The organism is Pseudomonas sp. AD21 (genome assembly GCF_002878485.1).
In the GTDB taxonomy this organism is placed as follows: Bacteria; Pseudomonadota; Gammaproteobacteria; order Pseudomonadales; family Pseudomonadaceae; genus Aquipseudomonas.
This window is the reverse complement of record NZ_NQYG01000007.1, coordinates 99,926-122,847: the sequence shown is the minus strand read 5'-3', so window position 1 is coordinate 122,847 and position 22,922 is coordinate 99,926. Positions and strand designations below refer to the sequence as shown.

General features: G+C 61.7%; 11 protein-coding genes. 8 read left to right on the top strand and 3 right to left on the bottom strand.

Annotation, left to right across the window (positions count from 1 at the left end; all coding sequences use genetic code 11):
* Positions 1-136 precede the first annotated feature (136 nt).
* Positions 137-1,588 carry a pyruvate kinase gene (gene pyk / locus PseAD21_RS06680; protein ID WP_102355008.1) on the top strand — a complete coding sequence of 484 codons (1,452 nt, stop codon included), beginning with the start codon at positions 137-139 and terminating at the stop codon, positions 1,586-1,588.
* Between the two features lie 180 nt (positions 1,589-1,768).
* Here pyk and PseAD21_RS06675 read toward each other — a convergent pair whose 3' ends face one another.
* From PseAD21_RS06675 to PseAD21_RS06665, 3 genes are all read right to left on the bottom strand, one after another.
* On the bottom strand, positions 1,769-2,518 hold the full coding sequence (locus tag PseAD21_RS06675; RefSeq protein WP_102355007.1) for an enoyl-CoA hydratase-related protein: 750 nt from the start codon (positions 2,516-2,518) through the stop codon (positions 1,769-1,771).
* 190 nt (positions 2,519-2,708) lie between these two features.
* Positions 2,709-3,644 (bottom strand): iron-sulfur-binding ferredoxin reductase, encoded by a 936-nt coding sequence (locus PseAD21_RS06670; RefSeq protein WP_102355006.1) that lies wholly within the window; start codon positions 3,642-3,644, stop codon positions 2,709-2,711.
* A complete protein-coding gene (locus PseAD21_RS06665; protein ID WP_102355005.1) occupies positions 3,637-4,743 on the bottom strand; it encodes a diguanylate cyclase in 1,107 nt (368 codons plus the stop codon). The genes PseAD21_RS06670 and PseAD21_RS06665 overlap by 8 nt, the downstream gene beginning before the upstream one ends.
* Positions 4,744-5,241: 498 nt before the next feature.
* Here PseAD21_RS06665 and PseAD21_RS06660 point away from each other — a divergent pair, with 498 nt between their 5' ends.
* The 7 genes from PseAD21_RS06660 to PseAD21_RS06630 all read left to right on the top strand — a co-directional run bounded on the left by PseAD21_RS06660 (position 5,242) and on the right by PseAD21_RS06630 (position 22,871).
* On the top strand, positions 5,242-6,765 hold the full coding sequence (locus PseAD21_RS06660; RefSeq protein ID WP_102355004.1) for a fumarate hydratase: 1,524 nt from the start codon (positions 5,242-5,244) through the stop codon (positions 6,763-6,765).
* 172 nt (positions 6,766-6,937) lie between these two features.
* Positions 6,938-11,440 carry a SpvB/TcaC N-terminal domain-containing protein gene (locus PseAD21_RS06655; protein ID WP_102355003.1) on the top strand — a complete coding sequence of 1,501 codons (4,503 nt, stop codon included), beginning with the start codon at positions 6,938-6,940 and terminating at the stop codon, positions 11,438-11,440.
* On the top strand, positions 11,437-14,208 hold the full coding sequence (locus PseAD21_RS06650) for an RHS repeat domain-containing protein (RefSeq protein WP_102355002.1): 2,772 nt from the start codon (positions 11,437-11,439) through the stop codon (positions 14,206-14,208). Before PseAD21_RS06655 ends, PseAD21_RS06650 begins: the two co-directional genes overlap by 4 nt.
* Positions 14,209-14,210: 2 nt before the next feature.
* Positions 14,211-16,985 carry an RHS repeat domain-containing protein gene (locus PseAD21_RS06645; protein ID WP_102355001.1) on the top strand — a complete coding sequence of 925 codons (2,775 nt, stop codon included), beginning with the start codon at positions 14,211-14,213 and terminating at the stop codon, positions 16,983-16,985.
* A gap of 32 nt (positions 16,986-17,017) precedes the next feature.
* Entirely contained in the window at positions 17,018-19,696 is a 2,679-nt protein-coding gene (locus PseAD21_RS06640) for an RHS repeat-associated core domain-containing protein (RefSeq protein ID WP_102355000.1), read from the top strand.
* A gap of 83 nt (positions 19,697-19,779) precedes the next feature.
* On the top strand, positions 19,780-21,540 hold the full coding sequence (locus PseAD21_RS06635; protein WP_102354999.1) for an ATP-binding protein: 1,761 nt from the start codon (positions 19,780-19,782) through the stop codon (positions 21,538-21,540).
* Complete coding sequence (locus PseAD21_RS06630) at positions 21,540-22,871, top strand: sigma-54 dependent transcriptional regulator (RefSeq protein WP_102354998.1); 1,332 nt, start codon at positions 21,540-21,542, stop codon at positions 22,869-22,871. The genes PseAD21_RS06635 and PseAD21_RS06630 overlap by 1 nt, the downstream gene beginning before the upstream one ends.
* Positions 22,872-22,922: the final 51 nt, after the last annotated feature.

Sequence of the window (22,922 nt, the reverse complement as noted above, 5' to 3'; positions counted from 1 at the left end):
GCGGCAGCGGTGGCCGGTCAGAGTCGTTGAAAAGAACCACGTTCAATAAAGAAAACAATAAGTAGTGCAAACGAACAATGACTACACCCTCGGAGCATAGTAGCCTCTGCTAGCGCTTGAACTCAGGAGTCTTTGCATGTCCGTCCGTCGTACCAAAATCGTCGCTACCCTTGGCCCGGCCAGTAACTCGCCGGAAGTTCTCGAACAGCTGATTCTGGCTGGCCTGGACGTCGCCCGTCTGAACTTCTCCCACGGCACCCCCGACGAGCACAAGGCTCGCGCGAAGCTGGTGCGTGACCTGGCTGCCAAGCACGGTCGCTTCGTCGCCCTGCTGGGTGACCTGCAAGGCCCGAAAATCCGTATCGCCAAATTCGCCAACAAGAAGATCGAGCTGAAGATCGGTGACAAATTCACCTTCTCCACCAGCCATCCGTTGACCGAAGGCAACCAGCAAGTGGTCGGCATCGACTACCCGGATCTGGTCAAGGACTGCGGCGTGGGCGACGAGCTGCTGCTCGACGACGGCCGTGTGGTGATGCGCGTCGACACCGCGACCGCCACCGAACTGCATTGCACCGTGACCATCGGCGGCCCGCTGTCCGACCATAAAGGCATCAACCGTCGCGGTGGCGGCCTGACCGCACCGGCCCTGACTGAAAAAGACAAGGCCGACATCAAGCTCGCCGCAGAAATGGAAGTCGACTACCTCGCGGTGTCCTTCCCGCGTGACGCTGCCGACATGAACTACGCCCGTCAACTGCGCGACGAAGCCGGCGGTACTGCCTGGCTGGTGGCGAAGATCGAACGCGCCGAAGCCGTGGCCGACGACGAAACCCTCGACGAACTGATCAAGGCGTCCGACGCGGTAATGGTTGCCCGTGGTGACCTCGGTGTGGAAATCGGCGACGCGGAGCTGGTGGGCATTCAGAAGAAAATCATTCTGCACGCTCGCCGCCACAACAAGGCAGTGATCGTCGCGACCCAGATGATGGAGTCGATGATCCAGAACCCGATGCCGACCCGTGCCGAAGTGTCCGACGTGGCCAACGCCGTGCTCGACTACACCGACGCCGTGATGCTCTCGGCCGAATCCGCTGCCGGTCTGTACCCGCTGGAAGCCGTTCAGGCGATGGCGCGCATCTGCGTCGGCGCTGAAAAGCACCCGACCAGCAAGACCTCCAGCCACCGCATCGGCAAGGTCTTCGAAAGCTGCGACCAGAGCATCGCCCTGGCCGCCATGTACACCGCCAACCACTTCCCTGGCGTGAAAGCGATCATCGCGCTGACTGAAAGCGGCTACACCCCGCTGATCATGTCGCGTATCCGTTCTTCGGTGCCGATCTACGCCTTCACCCCGCACCGCGAAGCCCAGGCCCGCGCGGCAATGTTCCGTGGCGTGTACACCGTGCCGTTCGACCCGGCGTCGCTGGCTCCGAACGAAGTCAGCCAAAAGGCGATCGACGAGCTGGTCAAGCGCGGCGTCGTGGAAAAAGGCGACTGGGTCATTCTGACCAAAGGCGACAGCTACCACACCACCGGCGGCACCAACGGCATGAAAATCCTGCACGTTGGTGATCCACAGGTCTGAGTGATTCGCTGAAAAACAAAAGCCCCGGCATGTGAGTGCCGGGGCTTTTGGTTTTTTGATCCTATAGATTTACTGGCTGATCCGGCCTCTTCGCGAGCAAGCCCGCTCCCACAATTGGAACGCATTTCCCCTGTGGGAGCGGGCTTGCTCGCGAAGAGGCCGGCACAGTCAGCGAACATATCAATGCCGCTTGATAAACCCGGTCAACGCCGCCAACGCCTCCGGCGAGCGCAGCCGTTGAGTGAACAACGCGCCCTCCTCCTCGATCACTTTACGGATCAGTTCGCGATCCGGCGCCTTCATCAACTGTTTGCTGATACGCACCGCTTCCGGCGGCAGCTCATCGAAACGCAACGCCATCTCCCGCGCCTTGTTCAATGCCGCTTCGCCACTGCCCAGCGCCTCGGTGGCAATCCCCCATTGCGCAGCCTGTTCACCGCTGAATCCCTCGCCAAGCAGCAACAGCTCCGCCGCTTTGGCATGCCCGAGCAAGCGCGGCAGTATCAGGCTGGAGCCGAACTCCGGGCACAGCCCAAGGTTGACGAACGGCATGCGCAACCGCGCATCGCGACTGACGTACACCAAGTCGCAATGCAGCAACAACGTGGTGCCGATGCCCACCGCCGCACCAGCCACGGCGGCGACTACTGGTTTGCGGCATTCGAGCAGGCCCCGCATGAAGTGGAACACCGGGCTGTCGAGGTCGCTCGGCGGTTGCTGGATGAAGTCGGCGATGTCGTTGCCGGCGGTGAAGCATTCGGCGCTGCCGGTGATCAGCACGGCGTTGATTTCAGGATCGTTGTCGGCCTGCTTCAAGGCCTCGGCGAGGCGACCGTACATCGCGCGGGTCAGCGCGTTTTTCTTGTCCGGGCGGTTGAGGCGCAGGGTGAGCAAACCGCGTTCGCGTTCGAGCAGGATGGCTTCGGTCATGGAGTGTCTCAACATGGCTGGTTACAAGGTTCTCTGTGGTGAGGGGATTTAGCGAAACGTCGCATCGTCCCGATGGCTGCGCAGCGGCCCCAGGATTTTGTGAGCGCTGCGCACTCAATCGGGGATGAATCCCCTCACCACAGGAGTTCGGCCTTGCCACAGGAATCTTCGAACCTATGAAAGTCAGCGCTTAACCGCGGGACAAAAATACATCGGCCAGCAGTTGGTTGCGCGGCAGTCCGGCCAGGTACAGACGCCGGGCAAAGGCATCGACACTGGCGGTTGAACCGCAGACTAAAGCCAGGGTTTGCCGGGAAACAAGGCGCAGTTGCGCCAAAGCGGCGGCTGACTCGGCCGCCGTCCACAGCTCGACGCTGAGGTTTTCGCGCTGCGCGGCCAGCGCCGCAAGGGGTTTGGCCAGATAGTGCTCGCGCTCGTCATGGGCCAGATGAATGACGCGGATGGCGCCCTCGTGATCCTGACGCAAGGCTTCGCGCAGCACGCCGAACAATGGCCCCAGCCCGGTGCCGGCCGCCAGCAGCCACAGCGGTCGCGTGTGCCAGTCCGGGTCGTAATGCAACGCGCCGCCACGCAATTCGCCGAGGCGGATCGGGTCGCCGATCTGCAGGCGCCGCGCCGCATCGCTGAATTCACCGGGCTGGCGACAGTCGAGGTGGAATTCAAGAAAGCGGTCTTCCTCCGGCAGGCTCGCCAGCGAGTACGGCCGGGCGATGTGGTTGATCCACAGCACCAGATGTTGCCCGGCGCTGTAGCGCAGCGGTCGTTGCGGGGTCAGGCGCAGGCGCAGGACGTTGTCGGTGAGCCAATCCAGCGCTTCGACCACCGCCGGCCGGCCATCCGTGATCGGGTCGAAGGTGTGCACCTGCAAGTCTTCGGTCACCTGACACTGACAGGCCAGGCGCCAGCCCTGCTGGCGCTGCTCGGCGCTCAGGGCATCCGGCCGATTGTCGGCAGGCAAGCCGTTCACGCACTGCACCAGACACGCATGGCAACTGCCGGCGCGGCAGCTGTAAGGCACCGCAACGCCGTGTTGATTCAGGGCATCGAGCAGGTTGCTGCCCGCCGCCACCGACCACTGCTGTTCACCGACCCGAAGTTCAGGCATCCACATTCTCCCACGCGGCCGCACAGCGATTGCGCCCGTCGCGCTTGGCCCGGTACAGCGCCTGATCGGCACGCTGCAGGGCATCGTCCAGATGGTCGCCCAACTCCAGCAGGGTCATGCCCGCCGAAAGGCTGAGGTCGCGCACATTCAGGCCCACCAGTTCGACGTCGGTAAACGCAATGCGCAAGCGTTCACAACAGGCGGTCAGGCGTTCGGCATCGCAATCGGGCAACAACACCACGAATTCCTCGCCACCGTAACGCGCCAGCACGTCGCCGTCACGCAAGCAGGCGCCTGCTACCCCGGCGAAGGCCTGCAACACCTGATCGCCGGCAGCATGCCCGTGCAAATCGTTGATGCGTTTGAAGTGATCAAGGTCGATCAGCGCCAGGCCATGGACCACGCCCGGGTCCATCTCGTCCAGTTCGCGGGAGGCCAGGCGTAAAAAATGTCGACGATTGAACAGCCCGGTCAGTTCATCGGTGGCCACCAGGTCTTCGAGCTGACGCATCATCCCGCGCAAGGTGTCCTGATGCGCCTGTAAGGCAAACCGGCGCTGGCGCATGCGCTGCCGCGAAACCTGGACAAAGCGTGCATAGATCACCAGCCACGCCAGCACGATCGCCAGAATGCACACCTGCAAGGCTGCCAGCGCCGGATCCGTCAAACGGAAGTGGTAGCCATCCCAGAGGGTGATTGCACAGAAACTGAAGAACACCAGCAGCGCGCAACGTATGAACGCGCGCCGGGATAAATGAAACAGGCCGAACAGCAGGATCAGCACATAAAACACCAGAAACGCGCCGCGGGCTTCATGCAGATGGGCGATCAGCCAGGTCTGCCAGCCGAGCCCGAGCAGCACTTGCGCCTCGGTCAGGCTGGGGTCGGCAAAACGCAGGTTGCGCCCGGACCAGAACAGCGCGAACAACGTGGCCTGAGTGATGAGCACCAGCGCGCTGCCGATGGCCACACTGTTCAATGAATGCGGGTAATGACCGAAAAAAAACGCCAGCCACAGCAGCAGCAAAGCCAATCCGTAGGTGGCTGCGGCGAGGGCAAAGCGCTTGAGCAAAAGACGTTGAATGGCGTTATGGGTCAATCGTTGACTCACCGTGCGATAGGAGGCTGACCGAGTGTCCTACTCTACAGACCGGATGCCACTTTAGAGGGGCGGTCGATAAATGACCACCGATTTTCAGCGCCAAAAATTGACGTCAAATGCATGACCCGTTAATGCCCTCATGAGGTCCTGTGGCGAGGGGATTTATCCCCGAAAGGGGCGCGAAGCGGCCCTCAACAATCCGTCAGTCAAACCCTGCGCACAGGTTTTGCGCCTGCTACGCAGCCGATCGGGGCGGTGCGACGTTTCGCTAAATCCCCTCGCCACAGAAGAGCACTGTTGGCCCGAGTGTTCGGTATGCGACCAACGAATGACTGCCGGCGCGTGTATGCCCTGAAGAGGCACGGTATACTGCCGCGCCTTTTTAGCGTCGCGCCAGCAGCCCCGGCGTGCCTTGAAAGGTGCTTGCAACCGACCGATGTACCCAAGCTGCAAGCACCTTATTGAATGTTCCCGTCTTTTAGAGGAGCGCGACTCATGACCGTGATCAAGCAAGATGACCTGATTCAGAGCGTTGCCGACGCCCTGCAATTCATTTCCTACTACCACCCCGTGGACTTCATCCAGGCGATGCACGAAGCCTACCTGCGCGAAGAATCGCCAGCGGCCCGTGATTCGATCGCACAGATCCTGATCAACTCGCGCATGTGCGCCACCGGCCACCGGCCGATCTGCCAGGACACCGGCATCGTGACCGTGTTCGTGCGCGTGGGCATGGACGTGCGTTGGGATGGCGCGACCATGAGCCTGGACGACATGATCAACGAAGGCGTGCGCCGCGCCTACAACCTGCCGGAAAACGTCCTGCGTGCCTCGATCCTCGCCGACCCGGCGGGCGCTCGTAAAAACACCAAGGACAACACCCCGGCAGTCATCCACTACTCCATTGTCCCGGGCAACACCGTGGAAGTGGACGTGGCGGCCAAGGGCGGCGGTTCCGAGAACAAGTCGAAAATGGCCATGCTCAACCCGTCCGACTCGATCGTTGACTGGGTGCTGAAAACCGTTCCGACCATGGGCGCCGGCTGGTGCCCGCCGGGCATGCTCGGCATCGGCATCGGCGGCACCGCCGAGAAAGCCGCGGTCATGGCCAAGGAAGTGTTGATGGAATCCATCGACATCCATGAGCTGAAAGCCCGTGGCCCGCAGAACCGCATCGAAGAGATCCGTCTGGAGCTGTTCGAGAAGGTCAACCAGTTGGGGATCGGCGCCCAGGGCCTCGGTGGCCTGACCACCGTGCTCGACGTGAAAATCATGGACTACCCGACTCACGCAGCCTCGCTGCCGGTGTGCATGATCCCGAACTGCGCCGCCACCCGTCACGCACACTTCGTGCTCGACGGCACCGGCCCGGCCTCACTGGAAGCGCCACCGCTGGACGCCTACCCGGAAATCGTCTGGGAAGCCGGCCCGTCAGCCCGTCGCGTCAATCTCGACACCCTGACCCCGGAAGACGTGCAGAGCTGGAAACCGGGCGAAACCGTCCTGCTCAACGGCAAGATGCTTACCGGTCGCGACGCTGCGCACAAGCGCATGGTCGAGATGCTGAACAAGGGTGAAACCCTGCCGGTGGATCTGAAAGGTCGCTTCATCTACTACGTCGGCCCGGTTGATCCGGTCGGTGACGAAGTGGTTGGCCCGGCTGGCCCGACCACCGCCACGCGGATGGACAAGTTCACCCGTCAGATCCTTGAGCAGACCGGCCTGTTGGGCATGATCGGCAAATCCGAGCGCGGCCCGACCGCGATCGAAGCGATCAAGGACAACAAGGCCGTGTACCTGATGGCCGTGGGCGGCGCCGCCTACCTGGTGGCCCAGGCCATCAAGAAGTCCAAGGTGCTGGCATTCGCCGAGCTGGGCATGGAAGCGATCTACGAGTTCGAGGTCAAGGACATGCCGGTCACCGTCGCGGTGGACAGCAACGGTGAGTCGGTACACATCACCGGCCCGGCGATCTGGCAACAGAAGATCGCCGAAAGCCTGGCGGTAGAAGTGCAGTAAGCGTTTCGCAGGCAAAAAAAAGGCCGGCCCGTCATACGACGGGCCGGCCCTTTTTTTGCCTGTTGCACAGCTCTGGCCTTTTGACACCTGTCAGATCTGACAGGTTACCAATGCCATGCTTGTTGATAGCGTCTGTCCACTCACGTCCTTCGCGTGTGCAACGGATCCGACCATGGCCGATCAAGAGCTGAGCATCATCACCCCGTCCATCGCCAGCAGCGCGTCGATCACCACAATCGGCAAAAGCTGGGGCACTTTCGGCCCGACGGGGGAGGCGTCGTTCATACTGCCACTGCCGCTGTCCGTCGGACGTGGCTGGGATCCGCAGCTATCGCTGACTTACAGCAGTCAGGCCGGTAACGGGCCATTCGGCGTCGGCTGGAGCCTGGGCATCGGTCAGATCAGCCGTCGCACCCACAAAGGGGTACCGCGCTATACCGATGTTGATGAAATCGTCGGTTACGACGGTGAAATCTGGGCGCCTGAACTTGAGGGCAACGGCGCACCAAAATCGCGTCTGGAAAGGACCTACAACGGGATTGAAGTCGGCGAGCACCGCGTGGTGCGCTACTGGCCACAGGTCGAGAGCGACTTTGCCTTGCGCGAGCGATGGCAGCGTGTCACCGGTCCGGATGAGCCGGCCGAGCCGCCGTTCTGGCTGATCCATGGGGCTGACGGCTCATTGCAGGTATACGGTAAAACCAGCGCCTCGCGTCGGGCCGATCCAGATGACAAGCTTCGGGTCGGCAGCTGGCTGCTGTGCGAGAGCATGAACCCGCGCGGCGAGCACATCTGCTTCGACTATATGGCCGATGATGCAGACGCCAACCCCCTTCACGACTACCGTGCCCAGCGCTACTTGCGCGCCGTATTCTACGGCAACGTCGCCGCCAGCCAGCACCTGTACAGCTGGACGGTGGTGGATCCGGCTGAACTGCAATGGCATTTCCATCTGCTGTTCGACTACGGCGAACGCACCCGCTCACTGACCCAGGCTCCCGCGTACGCAGGCTCCAGCCTGACACCCTGGCTGGAACGCCAGGACCCGTTCTCCACCTACGGTCAGGGTTTCGAGCTGGGCACTCGGCGTCTCTGCCAGCAAATCCTGATGTTTCACAATTTCTCGCGGCCAGACAGTCAGGATCCGCTGCTGGTGCGGCGGCTGTTACTCGAGTATCCGCCCGCCTCCGGGCCCTGGACTTACAACCGGATCACAGCCGCTCACTACCAGGCCTTCGATACCAGCGGCGCACTGGAAACGACACCGCCGGTGGAGTTCGACTACTCCTCCTTCGAGATCAACAAAACGCCCGCACGCCTGTTCGCCGAAGACCCCATGCCGGGCCTGGACGATGGACAGTTTTACCTGTGCGCCGATCTGTACGGTGAGGGCCTGCCGGGCTTCCTCTGCCGCTACGATCAATGCTGGTATTACCGTGAACCGATGCGCGCAACCTCAGGGCCTGACGCCATCACCTATGGCCCGTGGACGGTGCTGGAACAGATCCCGGTGGCGAGTCGCAACAGCCCCGCGCTGCAGATACTGCTAGACCTGACCGGCGACGGGCGGCTGGACTGGATCGTTGCCCAACCGGGTATCAGCGGGTATCGCAGGTTGAACGCCGACCGCAGCTGGGCGCCCTTCATGTCGTTTACCGGCATGCCGCTGGAGTTTCGCGACGTTCTTTCGCAACTGGGCGACCTGGTCGGCGATGGCCTCAGTTCGCTGGCGATGATCGGTCCGCGCGCCGTGCGCCTGTATGCCAACCGTCGCGAGGAGGGTTTCGCCCCGGCCGAAGAAGTCCTCCATGAACCCGCCGATGACCGACTGCCGATCTTCAGCCATTCATCCAGCGAGTTGGTCCTTCTCGGCAACCTGCTGGGCAGCGACATGAGCGAGCTGTGCCGGATCCGCCATGATGAAATCAAATGCTGGCCCAACCTGGGGCATGGCCGCTTCGGTGCAGGACGGGTAATCAGCGCGCTGCCGTTTACCTATGAAGCATTCGATTCGACCCGCGTGCGCCTGGCTGACCTCGATGGTTCGGGTGCTCCGGCACTGATCTATCTGAAATCCGATGCATTCGAGATCTACCTCAATCGCGGCGGTCACGGGCTGGAGCAGACGCCGGTCATCGTGCCCTGGCCCGAAGGTGTGCGTTACGACCGCTTGTGTCAGGTCAGTTTCGCCGACCTGCAAGGCCTGGGTTGCGCGTCACTGCTCCTGACCGTGCCGCACCCGACACCGCAGCACTGGCGCTATGACTTTGTCGCGGCCAGACCCTACCTGCTGACGGCGAGCAACAACAACATGGGCTGCGCCACGCAGGTGACCTACCGCAGCTCCGCCCAGGAATGGCTGGATGAAAAACAGCAGTGGCTGATCGACCATCCCGGCGAAGTGCCCGTGTGCCACTTGCCCTTCGCGGTGCAGGTGGTCAGCCGGCAACATCAGCAGGATGAGATCACCGGCAATTGCCTGACTCAATCGTGCATCTTTCGCGAAGGCGTCTACGACAGCATCGAGCGCGAATTTCGCGGCTTCGGTTATCTGCAACAGACCGACACCGATAGCGCCACCGGCGATGACGAGGTCGGCTTCACCGCACCGGTACGGGTCTGTACCTGGTTTCTGACCGGACAGGCCATGGACCGACCAAGACACGGCTACTTCGACGCCGACGAAGATGCGCAGCCGTTGCTGCCAACCGTATTCAGCCGCTATCACCAGGGCGATGAATACGATGAACCGGTGACGCCGCCCGACGAGACGACACGCTACAGAATCGCTCGGGCGCTGACAGGTTCCGTGGCGCGCATCGAAACCTGGGCCGGCACCGTCGAGCCAGCCACGCCACGGCTCTTCGCGGTAGAGGAGTTTCGCTACCTGGTGCGTGACGTGCGCCCCACTGGCCGCAACGAGCCGGCAAGCGTACTGCTGCCGCTGCTGCTGGAAAAAGTCGGCTATCAATACGACGGCTTCATTGACGACCCGCTGTGCCGCCATGAAATTTTGCTCGGCACCAGCGAGTACGGTCATGCCACCCATAGCCTGAGCGTCAGTTATGCGCGACGCCGCACCGAGGCCGATCCCCCGCCCTTCAGTGATCCCGATGAGCAGCAGTGGTGGCGGGACGCCCACGACCCGGCCCAGCAGTCCTATTACCTCAGTGAATCCCGTGAGCGCGCGATTGATCTGGACCGGGACCTGCAACACTGGCGACTGGGCCTGCCCTGGCAGCAACGCAGCAATGCGCTGGTGCTGCCCAAGGGTAATCTGCCGTCGGGCTTGAACCCGCAGCAGGTGTCATGGGAGACATTCACTGCGCACCAGGGCTCTGCGCAGTGGAACGCACTCAGGGTGCTGACCGGACAAACCGTGCAGCGTTATCTCAAGACAGCAGACGGCAGCCCGTTGCCCGACGGCTCAGTCGATTTCGAAGCGCTGGCCGCACCGACGGAACTGGCACAGCTTGATCAGACCGCCCTCGATGCCTACGCCGATCTGCCACCGCCGTTCGATATCCGCGTGGAGCTGACGAACATCGGTTACACACCGATGCCGCCACTGTTCGAAGCGCAAGTTGTGACCACACAAAACCTCTGGTCCGCACATTACAACTACGCAAAATACGCCGGTGCCGAGGATTTCTTCCAGGTGCGTGAATACCGCGAAACCCTGAGCCATGGCTGGACCCGGGCGCAATACGACGCATATCACCTGTTGATTGAAAGCGTCGAATTGCCGGATGGCTGCACCACCCGCTGCGAATATGACTATCACGCTCAGCAGCCGCTGCGCATCATCGATGCCAACGAGAACATTCAGGAAGCGCTCTACGAGCCCTCCGGTCAACCGTTGACGACCAGTTTCCACGGCACCGAAAATGCTGTCGCCGCCGGTTTCCGTCCGCTCAGCGAATACCTGCGCCCGGAAGATCCAGACCCGGAACTGGCCATCGCCGACCCGGCAGCTGCCGTGCAAAAAGCCGCCAGTACCCTGCGCAAGGACTTGTTCAGCTGGATGGGGCAACTGCCGCCTTCCGTCAACGCAACGCCGCAGTTGCTCGAGCAATGGCTGGCCAGCGGTGATGTGTTGCCGAGCCTGCACATTCGCGCCAGCGCACGGCGGCGCCTGGCGCAACTGGCGTCACCGACATCGGCCGAACTGGCACTGCGCGAACTCATCACCACAGTCCAGCGCAAACCGGTACACAGCGTGGTGCTGAGCGCCGACCGTTACCCCGATGACCTTGTAGCGGCATTGGTGCGGATCATCATCAGCTACGTGGACGGCTTTGGCCGGGCGCTGCAAACCCTGCAACGGGTCGAACCCGGCACGGCTTATGCGGTGGCGGTCGACGGATCGCTGATCGTCGATCGCGGGCAGTTACGTGAGGTTCAGGCCGATCCGCGCTGGCGTGTAAGCGCACGGGTCGAGTACAACAACAAAGGCTTGGCGGTGCGCCAGTTCCGGCCGTTTTTTGTCGACACCCATGGTTATGTCAATGATCAATCCCTGCAACGGTACGGCTATTTCGATCAACTGTTCTATGACCCGCGTGGCCGTCCGGTCAAGCTGATCAACGCCAAGGGGCATTTCTCCCGCGAGACCTATCACCCTTGGTATCAGACCAGCGAAGACTTCAACGACACCGATGAGTCAGAATCATGAGCCGGGCTGTTGACAGGCATACGCCAACACTGAGCGTGAGTGACAGCCGAGGCTTGCCGGTCCGGCAGATTACCTACTTGCGTTCGGTCGCCGGTGAGACCGCCATCGCGCTGATCTCTCGCCAGCAATTCGACCCGGCGGCCAGGCTGGTGGCGCAACGAGACCCGCGCCTGCCGCGACCCAATCAGGTGCTGGTGTCGGCCCTGGGGGGCACGCCCCTGAAAGTCGACAGCGTTGATGCCGGCATGCGGCTGACGCTGCCGGGGCTGGCCGGCGAAGTGCTTGAACGCTGGGACGGCCGCGGCAATCATTGGCGTATGACCTACGATGACTTGCTGCGGGTCACGGCAATCGAAGTCAACGCACAACCCGAGACTGAAACCTTTACCTTTGCCACCGCCTCGGCCGATGCGGGACGCAACCTGCGTGGAAATCTGTTGGCGCTGCAGGACCGCTCAGGCGGTGTGAATATCGACACGTACAGCCTGCTCGGTCAGGCACTGGCCGAAACCCGTACGTTTGCCGATGGCAAGACCTTCACCAGCCGCCGCATTCATGGCCCGCAGGGCAGTGTCCTTGAGCAGGTCGACGCCAGCGGACACCGCCAACGGTCGTATTTCGACCTCGCCGGACAACTCAGGCAAGTCCAGTTGAAAATCGACGATCAGACTGCCTGGGCGACCGTTCTGGAGCATGCCCGGTACAACGCCGCCGGACAAATCATCCTGCAACAGGCCGGCAACGGTGTGATCAGTCATTGGGCTTACGATCCAGCCAACAACAACCTGCACCGGCAAACCACACAGAAAAGCGGTCAGCCGCTGCTGCAGGATTTCGAACACCAGTACGACCCGGTCGGTAACCTTGTGCGCACTCTCGACCATGCCTATACGCCCAGTCATTTCGCCAACCAGCGGGTCGATGGGCATCGCGAGTTCAGCTACGACTCGTTGTATCGATTGAAACGGGCCACTGGCTACGACGATGGCCCACCCTCGGACACCCCCGGCCTGCCGCAGCCAACCGACCCGGCGGATCGGCGCAACTACATTCAGATGTACACCTACGATGACGGTGGCAACCTGATTGAACTGCGTCATCTGCGCGAGAGTGCCAGCCATACCCGTACCGTACTCATCGACCCTGCCAGCAACAGAGGCGTGCGCTGGAAAAGCGGCGATCCCGTTCCGGACTTCAACCAGCTGTTTGACCGCAACGGCAATCTGACACACCTGCAACCGGGGCAGGATCTGCAGTGGAACGCCAACGATGAACTGGAAACCGCGATCCTGGTCAGACGCGAAAACGGCGTCGACGATGCCGAGTACTACCGCTACAGCCAGGGTTTACGGGTGCATAAACGCCTCGAAACCGCGACCGGACACTTTCAGGATGTGCGCTACCTCCCGGGCCTGGAAATCCGCACCCGTGACAATGGCGAAGAACTGCATGTCATCACCCTGGCGATCGGCGTGGGCAGTGTTCGTTGTCTGTACTGGGCGACAGGCAAGCCGCGCGGTATTGCCACCACTCAAATGCGTTACAGCGTCGAAGACCACTTGGGATCGAACCTGATGGAGCTCGATCAACAGGCGCAGTTGATCAGCCACGAAGGCTATTACCCTTTCGGTGCCACGGCATGGATGGCCGCAAGCTCGGCGGTCGATGCCGATTACAAGACCATTCGTTATTCGGGCAAGGAAATGGATGTCAGCGGTCTGTATTACTACGGCGCGCGCTATTACGCAGCATGGTTGCAGCGCTGGATCAGCGCCGATCCGGCGGGCGCCGTGGACGGTCTGAACCTGTATGGCTTTGTCGCCAATAACCCGTTGCGTTACGTCGACCCCGCTGGCGGTTCGAAAGCCGAGTCGGTGATTTTTCTCTATTCCGAGTTTATTACCGCCGTCAACGAACATGCCGAACGCACGCTTGTGCAGATCCACAACATCATCCACCAGGAAAACATCACGCAGAACCTGATGATGAACCTGGCAGGCGAAACCATCGGTGGCGTCATCGGTTATGAGGGCGGCGTGCTGGGCAGCACTCAAACCGGCCTGGTCTTTCCGTCGGCCCCTCACGCCCTGCAGTTCACCGACCCCAACGCATTGGTCGGCGGCAATATCGGCGGCGATGCAGCGGGAGCGATGGGGGCTCCCTTGACCGACAGTTTTGGCTTCACAGGTGCACTCATTCCACAAACCTCGAAGATGTCGGTCGCGGCCATTGATAGCCAGTTGGGCGTCCCCGACCCCGTCGGCAAGACGCCGCAAAGCTGGAGAGAGATCAAGGATGAGTTCATTCATCCGGCACTCAATTCGGTGCTCAATCCTGAGTTCATCATGAATCGGGTCATGAGTTCCTGGTTGTCGATCATTCCGGGGGCGCTGAACATGTTCCAGCGAGCGATCGAAGCCGAGGACATCAAGAATCGCCTCGATCCGGTGAAGATCAACAAGATCGACACCGTACTCGCCGAATGGACAAGCGCCATCGAAAGCCGCTGGGCTCAGGCCGAAAAGGCTTTCAATGCATTGGCCAGCGACGTTATTTATCCAGCCGATCTGCTTCCCAACGTCAACCACATGACGCCTCGGGAACTCACCGCACCGATTCATCGATCGGCACTGAAACAACAAACCAGAAACACACTGGAGTCCATCTCACGCATGCAACAGGGCATGGCCTGGTACAAAGAGATGGGCAGTACGGACAATCAGTACTTGTTGAAACAGGCACGCCATTCAAGACCAAAGGCCGCTTGAGCATGCCCCGGCAACGCAACCACCAGGACACGCAGCGGTCGGTGCATTGGCGCACGCCGAACCTGTTGGTCAACGACCCCAGGACTCTGCCGGTTCGGCAGGTTGCCTACTTGCGCACAGCACCCGACACGCCGGCTGAAAGCCGGATCACTCAGCAACATCACGATGCTGCCGGCCGGCTGACGGAACGATGGGACCCTCGCCTGTTCAGCGCAGCGGCCAAACCCAATCTGGCTAGCCGCTACTCCCTCACTGGCACGCCCTTGCGCATTGACAGCGTCGATGCAGGCTGGCGCCTGACCCTGTCGGGCCCCGCAGGTGAAGCCCGGCAACAGTGGGATGCACGAGGGCAGCACTGGTGCAGCACTTACGATGAACAGTTACGAATAGTGAGCGTTGCCACGCAGGTTTTGGAGCCGTTCGAAACCTACACCTACGCCGACTCTTCGGCTGATGCCGGACATAACCTGCGCGGGCAGATGACGACGTTGCAGGATCCCGCCGGCACTCTGTCCTTGTCGAGTTTCAGCCTGATCGGCCAGCCGCGGATTCAGGTCCGCACATTTGACGATGCGCTACACCATCGCAGTGAACAGACCTTCGGTCCCCTGAGCCAGGCACTGACACAGACCGATGCCGGTGGGCATTGCCAATTGCTGCACCATGACCTCGCCGGGCAGCTCAAGCAGGTAATGCTTGTGCTCTACGGGGACACCCAGCCACAGATCATTTACCAGGATGTGCAATACAACGCCGCCGGACAGCTCATCGAACAGCTTGGCGGCAATGGCATGTGCAGCCGCTGGCATTACGACCCGGCCAATGGGCGCCTGCAAAGTGTGCAAACAACGGTGGCCGGCCAGGCTGCGCAGGAGCATCTGGTTTATGTGTACGACGCCGTCGGCAACGTGCTGTGCATTCTGGATCTGACCTTTGAGCGGGTGTACTTCGCCAACCAGCTCATCGATGGCGAACGGCATTTTGAGTATGACTCGCTCTACCGGTTGATCCGCGCCAGCGGCCACGATGCCTTGCCGGCCCCGGATATGCCGGGCCGACCGTTGCCGAGCGACCCCAACAACCTGCGCAATTATGTCCAGCATTTTGAATACGACCAGGGCGACAACCTGACCAGGCTGGTGCACAGCCGGGCAGTCGGCGGCTACACCCGACAGATGCTTGTCGACTCGGCAAGCAACCATGCCCTGCACTGGAAAGAAGGCGATCCGCCGCCGGACTTCGGCGCATTTTTCGATGCCCATGGCAACCAGCGCAAACTCCAGCACGGCGCTGATTTACTCTGGAACGTGCAAGATCAGCTGCATCAGGTAACGCTGCTCAAACACGACAACGGCCTGGCAGATGATCGTGAGGTCTACTTCTACAGTCAGGGTGAACGGGTCTGCAAACGTCACGAGACCCACAGCCCTGGCGCCCTGCATTATCTGCAGGTGCGCTATCTGCCGGGGCTGGAAATCCGCACCCGCGATAACGGCGAAGAACTGCATGTCATCACCCTGCCTGGTAGCGTGCGCTGCCTGCACTGGCGCAAAAAACCGCCTGCTGATGTCGACAACAATCAACTGCGCTACAGCCTCGACGACCATTTGGGCTCAAGCCTCATCGAGCTGGATCAACACGCCCGGCTCATCAGCCGCGAGACCTACTACCCGTTCGGCGGCACGGCCCTATGGCTGCCGAGTTCAAGCGCGGCGGTGGACTACAAGACTCTGCGCTATTCGGGCAAGGAAATGGACGTCAGCGGTCTGTACTACTACGGCGCCCGCTATTACTCGCCGTGGCTGCAACGCTGGACCAGCGCCGATCCTGCCGGTGACGTCGACGGCCTGAATCTGTACGCGATGGTCAGCAACAATCCCTTACGCTACTTCGATAGCGGCGGCACCGAAAAGACGCCCAGCGAAGCACGCCAGCAAGTCAGTGAGTTCTCCAGCGTGCTGTCGCAGATGAACAGCGAGCTGCAAAAGCTCGACTATCAGCTGTCCAACCTCACCCGTACCCGTGACATCTACAAGACCGCCGCCAAAAAACTCGCGTTCAGCGTCGCGACCTTCGCCGTGGCAATCAAGGCTGGCGCAGTGGGTGGCGCCGTGGGTGCCGGGGTCGGCGGCCTGACGGGGCCGGCCGCGCCGGTGGTGGTGCCGGTGGCGTCTACGATCGGCGCGATTTTCGCCGCTGAAGCATCGGTAAAAGTCATGGACAAACTTGGCGAGCACACCGGTCTTGGCTATTCGATCATGCCGGATCAAGCCGCGCTGTCGGTGAAAAGCCTGCAAAGCAAAGCCAAGGCCTCGCCGAACACCATCAGGGGCACCCTCGAAAGCTTCAATCCGAACGGTTCCGGAGGGCTGGTGAAGATCGGTCTGGAAACCACCGCTCGGGTACTGGGCAAGCACTTCAATATTCCCTACCTGAAGCAGTCATTGAACATCGCCCGCCAGATGGCTCAGCTCACCGAAGCGCTCAATGACGCCTGGGGCCAGGGCGACCTGGACCGGATCGGCATCCGGCTGGAAGAGTTGACGAGCTATCTCGACAGTCAGCAGGCCAGCCTCCAGGAACACTTAGAGACGCTGGCCGGTGCAGAACCTGCGCCAGTCAAACTGATCGGGATTGCGCAGATGCCGGAGCGCGCCGACGACGACCTGGCTCAACTGCAACAGCAAATGACTGTCGCTCGCGGCACCATCAAACACAGCAGGGATCTGCTCGGGCGTCTATCGGCCTTCCTGATCCAAAAGCACAAAGCTGCATAAGCCGGTTCCGTAACGCGATCGAGAGCAGAAAAATGGCAAGGTCACTGTTCCATCACACGCCGAGCATCAAGAGCCATGACCCACGGCGGTTGCCCGTGCGGCAGGTGGAATACTTGCGCCAGGTCGCTGGTGGTCCGACGCAAGCCCTGGTCACTCGTCAGCAGCACGATCCCTCCGGACGCCTGGTCATGCAGCTTGATCCTCGCCGGGTGGACGGTACCTCGCCGCCGAATCTGCAAACGGTCTATAACCTGAGCGCTCAACCACTGCGCATCGATAGCGTCGATGCCGGCAAGCGGCTCGTGCTGCCAGGCCCTGCCGGTGAGGAGCGGCAACGCTGGGATGCGCGCGGTAACCACTGGCACTTTCGCCACGACGCCCTGTTGCGCAGGCTCGTCGTCACCGAAAACGCGCACGTCGAGATCGAACGCAACACCTACGCCGACCACACGGCGGACGCCGGGCATAATCTGCGCGGTGAATTGAACAGCCTGTCTGACCCTTCCGGCAGCGCGGCATTCAGCAGCTATGGCCTGGCCGGCCAGGTGTTGAGCGAAACCCGTCACTTCATCGACACACTCGAGCCCTTTACCACCCTGCGGCACTACGGCCCACAGGGCGATCTGTTGCTGCTCACCGATGCCGGTGGTCACCGACAGTTGCCGCGTTACGACATCGCCGGACAATTGCTGCAGCTGTCGCTGGAACTGGCCGGCGCCAGTGCCGCAGAACCGGTGATGTGCGACAGCCGATACAACGCCGCCGGCCAGCTTGTCGAGCAACTGGCCGGCAACGGCGTTCGCAGCCACCATTTCTACGATCCGGCAGACGGTCGCCTGCTGCGCATGCTGGCGCGCAGGGATCAGGCAGCTGCGCTGCAGAATCTGTATTACTTCTTTGACCTGGTGGGCAACATCCTGCGCATCGAAGACCACACCCTGGCCACGGTGTACTTCGCCAATCAGCGCGTCGACGGCGATCGCCACTTTGCTTACGACTCGCTGTACCGCCTGATCGAAAGCCGCGGCTTCGAGGGCCAGGTGCCTCAGCAGTTGCCAGGACTGCCACAACCGATTCAGCCGATCGATCCCGGGCGTCGCTTCAACTACACCGAACATTACCTTTACGACATGGGCAACAATCTGGTCGAACTGCAGCATGTACGTGAAGGCCACAACTTCACTCAGCAGATGCGCATCGATCCACGCAGCAACCGCGGGGTTCGCTGGAAAACCGGTGACCCCGAACCGGACTTCGCGGAACACTTCGACCCTCTCGGCAATCAACTGAAGCTGCAACCCGGCACCGTGCCACTGACGTGGAGCAACCAGAACCAACTGGCCCGAGTGACATTGCTGCAGCACGAAAATGGCTTGCCCGACGACGAGGAAGTCTATCGCTACAGCCAGGGGGCACGGGTCTACAAGCGCTGGCTGAGCCATACAGCGTCAGCTACCCATCACCGTGAGGTACGTTATCTGCCGGGCCTGGAAATCCACGCGCGCAGTGATGGCCAGCAATTGCATGTCATCGTCCTGCCTGGTGCCCGCTGCCTGCACTGGCTCAGCGGCCGGCCACCCGTGACAGCAAACGATCAACTGCGTTACAGCCTCGACGATCACCTCGGTTCCTGCGCACTGGAGCTAGACCGCCACGCGGACGTCATCAGCCTCGAGCATTACTACCCATTCGGTGGCACCGCCTGGTGGGCCGTACGTTCGGCGCTCGAAGCCAGTTACAAACCCCGCCGTTATTCGGGTCAGGAGATGGACGCCAGCGGTCTCTATTATTACGGCGCCCGGTATTACGCGCCGTGGCTGCAACGCTGGGTCAGTGCCGATCCGGCCGGCGCTGTCGACGGACTGAATCTGTATGCCTTCGTCAGCAATAATCCTGTGATTCATGTCGACCAGGCAGGCGCTTCCAAGGTGATTTTCGACCTGGTCAAACGATCGATCGGCCTGTTTGACAAAGCCAAAACAGCGACCGATCAATTGCACAATCTCAGTCGCGAATTTGACGGTCTGGTCCCGGAAAACGCGGACATCGAAGACCTGCGCAAGAACATGACGCTGGGCAAGTTCCTCAAGTCCCGGCATGGCATCAAATCGGTTCTTTACGGTGCGGGCAAAGGGGCCGCGATCGGTGGTTTTCTAGGCTCCGCGCTGCCGGGTATAGGCAACGCCATTGGCACCGGCGTGGGGATTCTCGCGGGTGTGATCGTTTTCCCCTTGCTGCGTTATTACTTTTTCAAGAAAGGCCTGAGGCTCGCGCAAACGCTGCGCACCCAGGAACTAAAGGATGGCCTGCAAACCGTCGGTGATACCGTCACCCGCATGGTCGACGGCGCCACCGATCTGCTCAACAGCAGTACGTCGGTACTGGAGGGCATCAAGACCGTCACCAACACCCTCAACGAATATCCCGGGCAGATTCAGACATTGTTCCACGACCAGCCGCAATCGCTTGCGGGTGACAAACAACGCGAGGTGATCAGACTGCTGAGAACCGGTATCGACGCATTCGACGCCATCAGCAAACTGCTGGAGACGGCTCAGGACGTCAATGACGCCCGCAACGTCGCCGTGAGCTTGAACGACCACCTGCAACAACTGCAAGGCATAGTCACTGAGCCTTCGCGGCCCAAACCGGTCCCCAAACCGCGGACGAAATTCCTCGCGCGGGCATCTACAGGAGAAACGTTCGTGTGACGCCGAGGGTGGTTGGAACAGTGCGCCGAGCCGCTTCGGCGCATGCTATCGTGCCCGCCCGTCCCTTTATCCATTAGCCCAGCATGCTGCCGACTTCCCGTACCCTGCGTCTGTCGTTGTATACCTTGCTGATCATCGCCGGTGCGGCCATCGCCGCCACCCTTGCCGTCCGCCACGCCGAACGTCAGGCGCAGGAAGAAGACGCCGCCCGCGCCAGCCAACAGCTGGCGCTGTACGCCAACTCCCTGCACACCCTGATCGACCGCTATCGTGCCCTGCCCGCCGTGCTGGCGCTGGACCCGCAATTGCGCGGGGCGCTGGCCGGGCCGGTCAGCACTGAACAGCAGAACGCGCTGAATCTGAAGCTGGAAAAGATCAACGGCGCGGCGCAGTCCTCGACCCTCGAACTGCTCGATCACACTGGCCTTGCGGTAGCCGCCAGTAACTGGCGCCTGCCCAGCAGCTATGTTGGCCACAACTACGGTTTTCGCCCGTACTTCAGTCAGACCCGCACCCAGGGCAGCGGACGCTTTTATGCGGTGGGTGTGACCAGTGGCATCCCCGGTTATTTTCTCTCCAGCGCGGTGCTGGGCGACAACGACGAGTTCCTCGGGGCGATGGTGGTCAAGCTGGAGTTTCCCGAGCTTGAGCGCGAATGGAGCCAGGGCAGCGACACGCTGCTGGTCAGCGATGCACGCGGAATCGTTTTCATCGCCAACCAGCCCGGCTGGCGCTATCGCTCGTTGCGGCCGCTGGACAGCCGCGACATGGCCGAGATCAAGCGCACGCGTCAGTACGACAAGCAATCGCTGAGCCCGCTGACGCATTTGTCCCTGCGCCACTTCGACGACAACAGCGACCTGCGCCGGGTCGAAGGCCCGCAAGGCACGGCGGACTATCTGTGGGAATCGCTGCCGCTCGCCGCCGAAGGCTGGACCCTGCACCTGTTGCGGCGCCCGCAAGTGGCCTTCGAAGATTTGCGTAACGCCGGGCTCGCTGCTGCCGGTGTGTGGCTGGCGCTGGTGTTTCTGCTGCTGTTCCTCAACCAGCGCTGGCGCCTGTCGAAAGTCCGCCAGCGCAACCGCGAAGAACTCGAACAATTGGTCGAAGCACGCACCCGCGACTTGCGCACGGCCCAGGACGGCCTGGTGCAATCGGCCAAGCTCGCCGCGCTGGGACAGATGTCTGCGGCGCTGGCCCACGAAATCAATCAGCCGCTGACCGCGCAACGCATGCAACTGGCGACACTGCGGCTGCTGCTCGACCATGGCCGCGTCGATGACGCCTACAAGGCGCTCAAACCGGTGGACGACATGCTCACGCGCATGGCGTCGCTCACCGGTCACCTGAAGACCTTTGCCCGCAAGAGCCCCAGCGGCCTGCGCGAACGGCTGGATCTGGCCACGGTGGTCGATCAGTCGCGGCAATTGCTCGACGCCCGCCTGCGCGACGAACAGGTCAGCCTGGTGCTGCACCTGACGCGCCCGGCGTGGGTGCGTGGCGATGCGATCCGCCTCGAACAAGTACTGATCAATCTGTTGCGCAACGCCCTCGATGCAATGCAGGGTAAACCGTGCAAGCGTCTGGAAATCCGCCTGGAAGTAGACGAGCAACTGTGGCGTCTGAGCGTGATCGACAATGGCGGCGGGATTGCCGAAGAACACCTGAACCAGGTGTTCGACCCGTTCTTCACCACAAAACCTGTGGGTGACGGCCTCGGTCTGGGGCTGGCGGTGTCCTTCGCCATCGTGCATGAATCCGGCGGGCGCTTGAGTGCCGAGAATGGTGAGGCCGGCGCAATATTCACCCTGACCCTGCCGATCGATCTGGAGGCGCATATCTGATGCTCAACTCAGTGATAGTGGTCGATGACGAAGGCAGCATCCGCAACGCTGTCGAACAGTGGCTGAGTCTGTCGGGGTTCGAGGTGCAGTTGTTCAGCCGCGCTGAAGACTGTCTGGCGGCACTGCCCGCGCACTTCCCCGGGGTGATCCTCAGCGATGTGCGCATGCCCGGCCTCAGTGGTCTGGAGTTGTTGGCCGAAGTGCAGCGCCGTGACGCCGATCTGCCAGTGATTCTGCTGACCGGTCACGGTGATGTGCCGATGGCGGTCGAAGCCATGCGCGACGGTGCCTACGACTTCCTCGAAAAACCGTTCAGCCCGCAAACCCTGCTCGGCAGCCTGCGCCGGGCGCTCGACAAACGTCGGCTGGTTCTGGAAAACCGTGCCCTGCACGAGCAGGCCGACCACCGCGCCAGACTCGATGCGACGCTGCTCGGTGTGTCCCGTGGCATGCAGACCTTGCGCCGGCAGGTGCTGGAGCTGGCGGCGCTGCCGGTCAACGTGTTGATCCGCGGCGAAACCGGCAGTGGCAAGGAACTGATCGCGCGCTGCCTGCACGACTTCGGCCCGCGCGCGGACAAGCCCTTTGTGGCGCTCAACTGTGCGGCAATCCCCGAGCAGTTGTTCGAGGCCGAGTTGTTTGGCCATGAGAGCGGCGCCTTCACCGGCGCTTCCGGCAAGCGCATCGGCAAGCTGGAGTACGCCGACGGCGGCACGCTGTTTCTCGATGAAATCGAAAGCATGCCGCTGGCCCAGCAGGTGAAACTGCTGCGGGTGTTGCAGGAACAGAAGCTGGAACGGTTGGGCTCGAACCAGAGCATTCGCGTCGACCTGCGGATCGTTGCCGCGACCAAACCCGACCTGCTCGATGAGGCCCGGGCCGGACGCTTTCGTGAGGATCTGGCCTATCGCCTGAACGTCGCCGAACTGCGCCTGCCGCCGCTGCGTGATCGCCGCGAAGACATTCCGCTGCTGTTCGAATCTTTCGCCTTCAGCGCCGCCCAGCGTCTGGGGCGCACCTTCCCGCCGTTGAGCGGCGCGCAATTGAGTCACCTGCTGAGTCACGACTGGCCGGGCAATGTGCGTGAACTGGCGAACGTCGCCGAGCGGCAGGTGCTGGGGCTGGATGAGCCGGTGCAAGGCATCGACCCCGGCCAGTCCCTCGCCGCGCAGCAAGAAGCCTTCGAAGCCCAGTGCCTGCGTGCTGCGCTGACCCGACACAAGGGCGATGTGAAAGCGGTGCTGGAAGAGTTGCAACTGCCGCGCCGCACGTTCAATGAAAAGCTGCAGCGGCATGGGTTGAGTCGGGAGATGTTTGTTCCGGGCAGCTAATGTGACTGCGCCTGTCCTGGCCCCTTCGCGAGCAAGCCCGCTCCCACAGGG

Excerpts from the sequence above, each read along its gene's own strand:
- pyk (WP_102355008.1), top strand. The coding sequence starts at position 137 with ATGTCCGTCCGTCGTACCAAAATCGTCGCTACCCTTGGCCCGGCCAGT.
- PseAD21_RS06675 (WP_102355007.1), bottom strand. The coding sequence starts at position 2,518 with ATGACCGAAGCCATCCTGCTCGAACGCGAACGCGGTTTGCTCACCCTG.
- PseAD21_RS06670 (WP_102355006.1), bottom strand. The coding sequence starts at position 3,644 with ATGCCTGAACTTCGGGTCGGTGAACAGCAGTGGTCGGTGGCGGCGGGC.
- PseAD21_RS06660 (WP_102355004.1), top strand. The coding sequence starts at position 5,242 with ATGACCGTGATCAAGCAAGATGACCTGATTCAGAGCGTTGCCGACGCC.
- PseAD21_RS06655 (WP_102355003.1), top strand. The coding sequence starts at position 6,938 with ATGGCCGATCAAGAGCTGAGCATCATCACCCCGTCCATCGCCAGCAGC.
- PseAD21_RS06650 (WP_102355002.1), top strand. The coding sequence starts at position 11,437 with ATGAGCCGGGCTGTTGACAGGCATACGCCAACACTGAGCGTGAGTGAC.
- PseAD21_RS06645 (WP_102355001.1), top strand. The coding sequence starts at position 14,211 with ATGCCCCGGCAACGCAACCACCAGGACACGCAGCGGTCGGTGCATTGG.
- PseAD21_RS06640 (WP_102355000.1), top strand. The coding sequence starts at position 17,018 with ATGGCAAGGTCACTGTTCCATCACACGCCGAGCATCAAGAGCCATGAC.
- PseAD21_RS06635 (WP_102354999.1), top strand. The coding sequence starts at position 19,780 with ATGCTGCCGACTTCCCGTACCCTGCGTCTGTCGTTGTATACCTTGCTG.
- PseAD21_RS06630 (WP_102354998.1), top strand. The coding sequence starts at position 21,540 with ATGCTCAACTCAGTGATAGTGGTCGATGACGAAGGCAGCATCCGCAAC.